Source organism: Pseudomonas emilianonis (genome assembly GCF_023072625.1).
Taxonomy (GTDB): domain Bacteria; phylum Pseudomonadota; class Gammaproteobacteria; order Pseudomonadales; family Pseudomonadaceae; genus Aquipseudomonas; species Aquipseudomonas paraveronii.
Genome location: NZ_JAKNRV010000199.1, coordinates 1 through 9,457, shown reverse-complemented (window position 1 = coordinate 9,457; position 9,457 = coordinate 1). Strand labels below are relative to the sequence as shown.

General features: G+C 62.2%; 9 protein-coding genes and 1 pseudogene. 3 read left to right on the top strand and 7 right to left on the bottom strand.

Features of this window, described 5'->3' with window-relative positions; all coding sequences use genetic code 11:
* The 4 genes from L9Z73_RS18870 to L9Z73_RS18855 all read right to left on the bottom strand — a co-directional run.
* Positions 1–784 (bottom strand): LysR family transcriptional regulator (locus tag L9Z73_RS18870; protein ID WP_247403951.1); only part of this gene is annotated, 784 nt, incomplete at its 3' end.
* Positions 785–960: 176 nt separating this feature from the next.
* Positions 961–1,593 (bottom strand): glutathione S-transferase family protein, encoded by a 633-nt coding sequence (locus tag L9Z73_RS18865; RefSeq protein ID WP_247403949.1) that lies wholly within the window; start codon positions 1,591–1,593, stop codon positions 961–963.
* A gap of 132 nt (positions 1,594–1,725) precedes the next feature.
* Positions 1,726–2,517: an ABC transporter permease gene (locus L9Z73_RS18860; RefSeq protein WP_247403947.1), complete on the bottom strand. Its 792-nt coding sequence runs from the start codon at positions 2,515–2,517 to the stop codon at positions 1,726–1,728.
* The gene (locus L9Z73_RS18855; RefSeq protein WP_247403945.1) at positions 2,514–3,191 is read right to left on the bottom strand and encodes an ABC transporter ATP-binding protein; all 678 of its coding nucleotides are present in this window, start codon (positions 3,189–3,191) and stop codon (positions 2,514–2,516) included. The genes L9Z73_RS18860 and L9Z73_RS18855 overlap by 4 nt, the downstream gene beginning before the upstream one ends.
* A 255-nt stretch (positions 3,192–3,446) precedes the next feature.
* Between L9Z73_RS18855 and L9Z73_RS18850 the strand changes: the two genes are divergently transcribed.
* Positions 3,447–4,652, top strand: a complete 1,206-nt coding sequence (locus L9Z73_RS18850) for a DUF1835 domain-containing protein (protein ID WP_247403943.1) — start codon at positions 3,447–3,449, stop codon at positions 4,650–4,652.
* A 171-nt stretch (positions 4,653–4,823) separates the two neighbouring features.
* Here L9Z73_RS18850 and L9Z73_RS18845 read toward each other — a convergent pair whose 3' ends face one another.
* Complete coding sequence (locus L9Z73_RS18845) at positions 4,824–5,312, bottom strand: Hcp family type VI secretion system effector (protein WP_247403941.1); 489 nt, start codon at positions 5,310–5,312, stop codon at positions 4,824–4,826.
* 185 nt (positions 5,313–5,497) lie between these two features.
* Between L9Z73_RS18845 and L9Z73_RS18840 the strand changes: the two genes are divergently transcribed.
* The gene (locus tag L9Z73_RS18840; protein WP_247403939.1) at positions 5,498–6,412 is read left to right on the top strand and encodes an NAD synthetase; all 915 of its coding nucleotides are present in this window, start codon (positions 5,498–5,500) and stop codon (positions 6,410–6,412) included.
* Positions 6,409–6,894, top strand: coding sequence for a hypothetical protein (locus L9Z73_RS18835; protein WP_247403936.1), 486 nt, complete (start codon positions 6,409–6,411; stop codon positions 6,892–6,894). The genes L9Z73_RS18840 and L9Z73_RS18835 overlap by 4 nt, the downstream gene beginning before the upstream one ends.
* A gap of 97 nt (positions 6,895–6,991) precedes the next feature.
* On the opposite strand, the gene gspD is transcribed toward L9Z73_RS18835, so the two are convergent.
* Complete coding sequence (gene gspD / locus L9Z73_RS18830; RefSeq protein ID WP_247403953.1) at positions 6,992–9,118, bottom strand: type II secretion system secretin GspD; 2,127 nt, start codon at positions 9,116–9,118, stop codon at positions 6,992–6,994.
* Positions 9,119–9,123: 5 nt separating this feature from the next.
* Positions 9,124–9,457: pseudogene (locus L9Z73_RS18825) on the bottom strand (hypothetical protein); the annotation flags it as partial.

Here is a 9,457-nt window from a genome sequence, read left to right as displayed (position 1 = left end):
CAAACAACGCGTCGAGGACAATCTCCAGCTCACCGGCCGCCACCGCCGCCGCCACCTGATAGGACAGCACCCTCGTCATGCCCCAGCCGATGCGCGCCAGGTTGATCGCGGCGTTGTTTGCCGTGACCACCAGGCGCGGCGCGATGGGCACCGTCAGCAGCCGGTCGCCGTCGACGAATTGCCACTCGCTGATCAATTGGCTGGCCGACGACGTGGCGATCTTGGCTTCACGCAACTGCTCGGGACGTTGCGGCCGCCCGTGCTGATCGAGATAGCCGGGCGATGCGCACACCACCCGCCGCACTTCACCGACCTGAATCGCCTGTTGCCCCGGTTCCTGCAGATGACCGATGCGCACGGCCACGTCGACACCTTCGTCGGTCATGTTCACCACGCGATCGACCAGCAAGGCGTTGATGTTCACCAGGGGAAAACGATCGAGATACGCCCCCAGCAACGGCGCCACATACAGCTCGCCAAACAGCACCGGGGCGGTCACGCTCAGTTGCCCGCAGGGGATGGAATAACTGCCCGCCGCCGCTTCCTCGGCTTCGTCCAGCTCGGCGAGGATGCGTCGACAATCTTCCAGGTAGCGCTGGCCGGCTTCTGTCAGGTGCAGGCTGCGGGTGGTGCGCGCCAGCAGTTGGGTGCCGATGCGCTGTTCCATCGCGGCAATCGCCCGGGTCACGCTGGGCGGCGAGGTTTTCAGGCGGCGCGCGGCGGCGGCGAAGCCCTCCTCCTCGGCCACCGCGAGGAACACCTGCATTTCATGAAATCGGTCCATCGGCGTCCCTTCTCATTGGCTGAACATCATCCACTTGTGGCGAGGGAGCTTGCTCCCGCTGGGCTGCGCAGCAGCCCCAAGAAGATCATCGAGCCTCTCCAGACAATAGCTGCACCAGGTTTCAGGGCCGCTTCGCGCCCCAACGGGAGCAAGCTCCCTCGCCACAGCGTCGTCAATCAACTTGATTGCAGGCCCGCCGCCGTGCGGGGCATGCCGACAAACCCCGGCAACGCTTCGATACTGGCCAGCCACGCGCGCACTTGAGGGTAGTCGGCCAGCGACACATTGCCTTCCGGCGCGTGGGCCACGTAGGTATAGAAGGCGATGTCGGCAATGCTCGGCTGCTCGCCAGCCAGGAAGCGGCTTCGACCCAGTTGCTGTTCAACCAATTGCAGCAAGGCGTGGGAGCGGCTGATGGCGGTGACGGTATCGACATCCGCGCCAAACACCACCGCCAGCCGCGCGGTCGCCGGTCCAGCGTGCAACTGACCGGCGGCGGCCGAGAGCCAGCGTTGCACACGCGCCTGGCCCAGCGGGTCGCTCGGCAGCCATTGCCCGTTGCCGTACTTGCTCGCCAGGTACACCAGAATCGCGTTGGAATCGGCGAGTACGGTGCCGTTGTCATCGATCGCCGGCACCTGGCCGAACGGGTTGATGGTGTCGACGAATTCAGCGGCCTTGTGCGCGCCTTGCTTGAGGTCTACCAGGATGAACTCACTGGGCAGGCCCAACAGCGACAACATCAGCTCGACCCGATGGGAATGGCCGGACAGGGGAAAACCATAGAGTTTGATCGCAGACTGGGACATGAAAAGCTCCAAAAAAGTGGGGGTCTTGACGCCAGGCATGTTCCGCCGCCGCCTCAATCGATGGAATCACCAGGATTTACAATCGAGCATTTCAGCCGATGAAACAATCATCGACGGCTCGTCGCCTGACCTTCAGCGCTCTTGCAGCCGATCGCGCAAAAACCGATGACTCTTGGAAAACAGGCGCCGGTAGGTGAGCAGCACCGCGCCGACCGTGCCCAACGCCGACGAAGCGGCGATCAAAAACATGATCACGATCTGGTACCGCACCGCGTCCACCGGGCTCTCCCCCGCCAGCACCTGGCCGGTCATCATGCCGGGCAGGCTGACGATGCCGACCACGGTCATCTGGTTCAGCGTCGGGATCATCCCGGCGCGCACCGCCTGGCGGATCGCTTCCTGCGCCGCTTCCCAGCGTGAGCCGCCGAGGGCCAGGATCATCTCGATGGTGTTGCGGCCCGAAGTCAGTTCCTGGGTCATGCGCTCTATGCCCAAGGACACGCCGGTCAGGGTGTTGCCGAGGATCATGCCGAGGATCGGGATCGCATACTGCGGCTCGTACCACGGGTGGATGCGAATTACCGCAAACAAGCCCACCGCCGTGACCAGCCACGAACTGCCCCACACCGACACGATGCTGTCGATCCGTTGCCCACGGTACGTCCGCCGCCCGCGCCCCGCCGCCGACAGGCCGGCAATCAGGGTCATCGCGCACATCAGCGGCACCACCACGTACCAATAGGCGAACGCGAACACCCAGCCCAGCAGGTAACCGATCGCCAGCAGTTGCACCACGGTACGCACGGCGGCCCACAGCAACTGGCGCTCCAGGCCCAGGCGCAACGCCAGCGACAGCGCGCCGTTGATCAGGATCAGCGAGGCGGCGATGGCCATGTCCAGCGCGGTCAGGTTTTGGTAGTTCATGGTGGTGTGGCTCCGCTCAGCACACCGGCGCGCATGTGCAGGTGGATGTCACTCATGCGTTGGGCCTGTTCCAGGTCATGCGACACCCAGACATACGCGCGGGTGGGGTCGTCGGCGAACCAGGCGTCGATCAGCGCTTCGACATCGTGCGAGGACGCGGGGTCGAGGGCGGCGGTGGGTTCGTCCAGCAACAGCACGTCGGGGTTGAGCTGCAGCGTGCGGATCAACGCCACTACCTGAGACTCGCCGCCCGACAGGTCGCTGGCGTTTTTTGCCAGGAAGTCGGGCGACTTGCCGGCGTGCTGCAGCAGCGCAGTGACGGTCGCCAGCTCGAAATGGCGTTTACGCAGGGTCTTGAGGCTGAAGGGGAAACGCAGATTGTCTTGCACCGTGCCGTCGATCAGCGCCGGGCGTTGGGACAGGTAGCAGATGCGGCTGCGGTACTCGGGAATGTCTGTGTCAGCGATCGGCCGGCTATTCCACAGGACCTGCCCCGATGTGGGCGCGTCCAGCAACGCCAGTGCCCGCAGGAACACGCTTTTGCCGGAACCGGACGCGCCGGTGATCGATACGCGATCGCTGCGGTGCAGGGCGAAGTCAGTGGGCTGGAGCAAGGCCACCTGGCGACGCTCATCCCGGCGCGCAAGGGCGCGGGTCTCGATCAGTGCGCTCATGGACGCGTGTTCCTCATGGTTCGGTCAGGCGCAATGGTGAAGCAGGCGAGCGGGCGTTTCATAGCAAAAGTTCAAACGATGGCGACCGGCCCCGTGGCGGGCGCCTTGCAATCAGCCCCTGCCCTGCCTATATTTGCCGTCTGGCGCCCTCTACGCCACCTTCCGCGGAAAGGGCTGCGCCCAAGACAGTGAAGCACTCCCTCGTTTCTACGACTCCCAACCTTAAAGCGGAAAAGGTGTGTGCAAGGAGCTCGTATGTCGCAACGCCGCGTATCCTCGACCACTGATGGCCGTCTCAACCTTGAGCAGCAGCGCAAGCGCGCCAAGGAACTGTTGACACGCCTGAAAAGCGAAAACCCCGACGCCACCTTGTCCCAGGCTCAATGGCAGATCGCCAAACAACTGGGTTTCAGCAGTTGGCCCCAGCTCAAGGCCCATGTCGACGCCATCGACTTCGCCGCCCGCCATCCCGACTTCGCCGCCAGCGACGAAGCCCGCACCACCCATTGGCGCTGTGGCAACGACATTGCCCATAGCCTGCAATTGGCGGGGTTCAAGGGGCGCTTCCAGATGCTCAGCGACCCGCTGTGCATGGGCCCGGTTCGCGACCTGCCCCGCGACGAATTCCGCGCCATGCGCAGCGCATTCATCAGCCAGGCTTTTGGCCTGGGCGAAGCGGATGTCGCACGCCGTGTCGCCGATGAATACAACCAACTGGAAACCTTGGCCAGCGCCGAACACAGCGTGCTGTGGTGCGAGGCGGATGCGTATGACCAACTGTTCCTGATCCGCGCCCTGGCCGGTCTTGACCAGGCGCCGCGCAAGCTGGAGCTGATCGAGGTGGAGCGCATCCCAGGGGTAGAACGCTTTATCGGCATTGGCCAATTGGCCCCTGATGTACTGGCGTGGTTATGGCCGCAGCGGCGCTTGATCGATGACGACGCGGTGCAGTTGGCCCGTAAGGCATGGTCAGCCTACTGCGCCAGTTCTCCGCTTGAGGTGGCGGCACTGGCCCAAGGTACGCATCCCGCCCTACCCTTGCTGGCACCCGCCTTGCGACGCCAGTTGCAGGAATTGCCAGGTGCGAGGGATGGGTTGTCACTGACCGAACGCCTGTCCCTGGCCTACATCGCCGAAGCAGGGCCGGTAGCGTTCGGGCGCGTGTTTGCCGAGTTGATGGGCAAGCGCGAACCGCTGCCGTTCCTGGGAGACATGATGTTTCATGCACTGCTGCGGCCGTTGATCGACGGCGAGCAGCCTTTGTTGACGGAAACCGAGACTCATCTTGAATGGCCTCGGCGGGTGCTGGCGTTGACGGCGTTGGGGCACACCGTGCTGAGCGGCGATGCTTATTGGCTGGACCACGCCAGCCATGAACGCTGGGTTGGCGGTGTTTGCCTGAGGCCCGGTCAATCCCATTGGAGCCTTGATGAACAGCTGTCGCCGGTATGGCGGCCTTGATTCGCGGGGGGGATTTCGTCCGGGCCGGACACAACATCGGTGAGGCCCGGCGCAAGGCGGTCGTGCCTTATGGGAATGAAGCAGCGGGTAGTGCTGCTGCAGGAATAGTGAAGGGACGAAGACTGGCGCCCGGATGCGCAAAGACGCGCTATCCGGGCACAAGGTGCAGCTTCACGCTTTGACGTTCTGCCGGATATTCCAGCCGAACTTCACTGGCCCGCCGTCCTTGGCGCCGTCGGCCTTCTGCGGCTGGTAGCTGACGTCGACGCTGGCGAAGTTCAAGGCGATGCTGTCGTAGAGCACCTCATCCTGACTTTCAGCACCGGTGCCGTAGGACACCACCATGACCTCCTTCAGGGTGATCACCAGATACTCCACCGGGCTGGAACCGCCCGCCTTGCGCACCACCAATCGTGCTTCGGGATAATGCTTGCCGGTCGTGCAGGCCATCATCAGGTTGGGGCTGGATTTATCCAGCGGCTTTTTCAGGTTCAGGTTGGCAAAGTCGGCCTTGCCCGCGCCGCCACCGGTGCCGGAATGCATCGACCCCGTCTGCGACAACCCCCACGTCCACTCGGTGACATCAATCTCATCCCGATGGGCCTGGTCCCGTGATTCACCCTTGATATCGCCCAGTTTCAAAAACATATCGACGGCCATGTGAGCTCCCTGTCCTGTTATGCGTCGGTAGCGACGTGGGGCGCACTGTTCCTGAATCGATACGCCGCTCACAAGACGCCAGGGCGGGATTGGGAAGTGCCTTTCTTGAAAAAACGAAACTTCCGACATTCATCCGCGCGACGCCATCTTTACTCTCTCGACTCTCGCCAATCAGGAGTTAAGGAATGACGATCTCCCAGTTCAAGGATAGATATCTCTCAGCCCATCTCAACACGCGCCAACGTCTCGAAGGCAGCCTCAACCTGCGGCGGTTGTTCTTCGCCATCGACGCCGACCCGGCGCTGATCGGCGCGGGGGTGGTGTACATCGACGAAGCGTTCAACGTGGTGACACTGCGTGAGTTCCAGGCGATTTGCAGTGTGCGGCCGATTACCGTGGTGCTGCGTGAAGCGCCCCGGTATGTGGGGCCGGTGGAATTCAAGCGGATGCTGGAACATGAGCCGCGAGAGTCGAGGTTGATGGCGGAGGCGATGAGTACGGCAGTGACGTGTGCGGGGGCGCTGTTGAGTTGGCGTGTTATATACAGCGGGATAGCCATGATGCCCTTTACTGCTGGCGCAAGCGTTGTCATCTCTTTCATCGGCACAACCGCAGCAGTGGCGGGCTCGTTCCAGTGCGCAGCAGGAGTCTATCGAACCGTAAACGAAGTTTGGGACCCTCAGAGAAATGACCATCTGGACAGTAGCGCTTGGTACGAAGGAATGATGGCGGCTCTGGACGCTGTTTCCTTACTTGGGGTGACCACTTCTGCCGTAACGACAGTGAAAGTTATCAACCTGTCCAAGCGAGCAACAGGCAAACCACTTCGAGAGGTACTTCGTGGGCTGAGCCGGCAGGAGCGGGCAAAATTGACGGATGAACTGTTGAGAATGCAAGACCCACGACTGACACCGAAGCTCCTCAAGCTCAAGCAGGCCGCAGGCAATGTCCCCAAACGCATTCCAGCGGCACAGATAAAACCAATCACCGCCATCCATCGCAGGGATACTTTTGCAGCAGCGCTGGGCCTCACCAGCAGCGCGATGTCCGGAAATACGAAGACGCTGGCCATCGGTATTTACCAGGAGTTCAGCGAATGAAAAACCACAGAGAGTCCTTTTACATCGTAGATCCTCGCCCACTTTTGGCGCACTACAGACTGGCGTTGTTTGGCGGAGTTTTAGCCCTGTGCTTTTCGATTGCCACTGCCAGCACGCTAATGAACCTTACTTACTTCTCTGACGCATCTGATGGGGTTAGCGATGGGGTATTTTTTCTCGGAGGCGGCATGGCATGCGTGGTATTTGGCGTCGCACAGAGCATTGTCCTCCACGGTTATCCTCAGTGGGTTTGGCTTCAGGTTGGCGTGTTCATGATTTATTTGCTGCTTGTAGTTCCGACAACCATCTATAGCCCAGATCACGCCCTATTTACCTTTGCCCTGCTGAGCCCGTTACTTGGACTGCTGTGCCTGAACAGCAAGCGCCAACGAGAAATGCGTCTAAAGATGGTAGAAATCCGCCACAAGCGCGAAGCCATCATCGCCACCCTGAAAAAACAAGGCCGCTGGAAATGGTGGTAACCCGCGCGGTTGCCGACACAGCCGACTTCCGATCACCTGGCCCCGAACGCCACCCTATCGCGAGCAAGCCTGCACACATTTTTTTTACCGCAGTCCTTTAGTTTGCCGGCTTCAGCAACTGCATCTGCTGACGATAATCATCCGTCACCTGCCGCGCCTGGCTGCTGCTGGTGATCACCCTCGGCGTAATCAGCACAATCAGCTCAGTGCGGTCCTTGGATTTGCTGGTGTTGCCGAACAGCCAGCGCAGGCCGGGGATTTTGCCCAGGTACGGCACGGCACTGACGCTCTCGGCGTTGTCTTGCTTGATCAACCCGCCGAGCAATACGGTCTGCCCACTTTGCACCGCCACTTGAGTCGAGACCGAGCGCGTTGAGATACGCGGATTTACCGGCGTGTCACTGCTGCCGCTCTGGCTCTCGGCATCGCTGACCTGCTGCTGGATGTCCATGTACACCAGGCCGCCCGGGTTGATGCGCGGCACCACATCCAGAATCACCCCGGTCTGCACGTATTCGACGCTGCTCAGGGTGGTGTCGGCGTCGCCGGTATTCACCGTGGTCTGGCTGATGGGGATGTTGTCCCCGACCTGGATCTGCGCCGGCTGGTTGTTCATCACCACCAGCGACGGTGCCGACAGCACCTGCGTGCGGCCGTTGGTCTCCAGCGCGTGCAAGGCCACTTGCAAGTTGGAGCTGACGAAGGAATAGAACAACGAATCCGACGCCCCCAGCCCTGCCCCGCCACCGCCCAGCGCGCCCTGGCTGCCGGACTCGTTGGCGACGGTGGTGCTGGAGGAATTGCCCGCCAGGCGGCCGAGGTACCACTGCACGCCAAGGTCCAGTTCACCGGTGAGTTTGACTTCGAGGATGCGCGTCTCGATCTGCACTTGCAGCGGCGGGTTGTCGAGGCGTTTGATCGCGGCTTCGATCTCTTTCCATTGCGCGGGGCGGGTGCGCACCAGCAGTTGGTTACTGCTTTTTTGCGCGGTGATGCGGGTGCCGGCTTCGAGGCTTTTATCCGCTGCGGGTTCGGGCGCTTCGGCGCTTTGCTCAGGTTCTTCAGCCGGCGGCGGAGTGTTCGGCTGGCCACCGGCATTGTTGTTGAGCGATGACAACGTAGTGGTGCGCAACCCTGGTGCGACCTTAGCCGGCGTATCGTCCTTGATCGCGCCGTTGCCGTAGATCTGCCGCAGGTATTTGGCCAGGTCCGAGGCCTTCATGTTGCGCACGTCGTACACATACATCTGCGGCTCATTACCGCCACCTTCGTCGATGGTGCGAATCCAGTCGCCTACCTCGCTGAGGTACTGCGGCTGGGAAGAAATCGCCACCACCGAATTGGTCCGCTCGATCGGCAGAAAGCGCAGCATGCCGGCCAGTGGCATGCCGCTGTCCGGGCCGAACATGGCTTGCAGCTCGGGCATCAGCTCGGCCACCGACGCGCGTTGCAAGCCGAATACGCCCACCGACATGCCCTTGAGCCAGTCCACATCGAAGGTGTCGATGGTGGCCTGGTAGTTGGCCAATTCTTCCGGTGTGCCGGCCAAACTCAGGACGTTGCGCGCCGGATCCACCAGCAGAAAGGCGTTTTCCCGGGCGAACGGCTTGAGCAGTTTCTGCATCTCGGTGGCGGAGATATAACGCAACGGGAACAGCCGCGCCGACAGGCCGCTGGACGGTTGAGCCACGTTCATTTGCGGGACCAGCTTGCCCGCCACCGCCTGGTTGGCCGGCAGGATCACGTAGCGCTTGCCCTGCTTGATCATCGCGTTGTCGGTCCAGGACAGCAGGGTTTCGAGGATCGACAGCGCCTGCTGTTTGTCCACCGGTTTAGACGTGGAAAAGCTGACGTTGCCTTTCACCCCTTGGGCGATGCTGTAGTTCTCGTGCAGCAGGTCGCCCATCACGCTGTTGATCACCGCTTCGATAGGCTGGTCGGCGAAGTTGAACACGATATCGCCGCCGCCCTGCTCTTCCTCACGTGGGCTGGCGCTGGGTGGGCGCACGAATTGCTGGTTGCCACGTATCAACTGGCGTTGGGCCGGGGCCTTCGCTGCGGGCGGCGGGCTGTCCACCGCCGGTGTCTCACTCGGCGGGCGTTGCGCGCCGGTGCCTTGCATGGCTTCGTGGAGTAAAGCGTCGTCTGCGTCGAGACGCTCGGGCAGCGAGCCACAGCCTCCCAGGGAGACGGCAGTAGCCAGGCAAAACAACGAGGTGCGCATATCGATCAAGGGAGGGGCTCGCGAGGAAGGGAAATCGGTGGCCGGGTCGACGGCGGCGGCAAACGCTTGGCGTACAGGCTCAAGGTTTGCGTGCGACCGTCCAGGGTAAAACGGGCGGATTGCGGCGTGAGGTGTTCCAGGCGCCAGCCGTTGGGCAGCACCTGGCCCAGGCGCACCGTCAGCGGGCGACCGTCGGCTTGCTTGAGCATCACCATTTGCAGGTTGCCGGTGATCAGGATGCCGCTGAGGGTCAGGTTGGCCAGGCTGCTGGCCTGGGTGTTGCCGACCGCGCGATCAGGGCTGCGATCCGGGCTGAACAGCGGGGTTTGCCACGTGGCG

Excerpts from the sequence above, each read along its gene's own strand:
- L9Z73_RS18860 (WP_247403947.1), bottom strand. The coding sequence starts at position 2,517 with ATGAACTACCAAAACCTGACCGCGCTGGACATGGCCATCGCCGCCTCG.
- L9Z73_RS18840 (WP_247403939.1), top strand. The coding sequence starts at position 5,498 with ATGACGATCTCCCAGTTCAAGGATAGATATCTCTCAGCCCATCTCAAC.
- L9Z73_RS18865 (WP_247403949.1), bottom strand. The coding sequence starts at position 1,593 with ATGTCCCAGTCTGCGATCAAACTCTATGGTTTTCCCCTGTCCGGCCAT.
- L9Z73_RS18835 (WP_247403936.1), top strand. The coding sequence starts at position 6,409 with ATGAAAAACCACAGAGAGTCCTTTTACATCGTAGATCCTCGCCCACTT.
- gspD (WP_247403953.1), bottom strand. The coding sequence starts at position 9,118 with ATGCGCACCTCGTTGTTTTGCCTGGCTACTGCCGTCTCCCTGGGAGGC.
- L9Z73_RS18855 (WP_247403945.1), bottom strand. The coding sequence starts at position 3,191 with ATGAGCGCACTGATCGAGACCCGCGCCCTTGCGCGCCGGGATGAGCGT.
- L9Z73_RS18845 (WP_247403941.1), bottom strand. The coding sequence starts at position 5,312 with ATGGCCGTCGATATGTTTTTGAAACTGGGCGATATCAAGGGTGAATCA.
- L9Z73_RS18850 (WP_247403943.1), top strand. The coding sequence starts at position 3,447 with ATGTCGCAACGCCGCGTATCCTCGACCACTGATGGCCGTCTCAACCTT.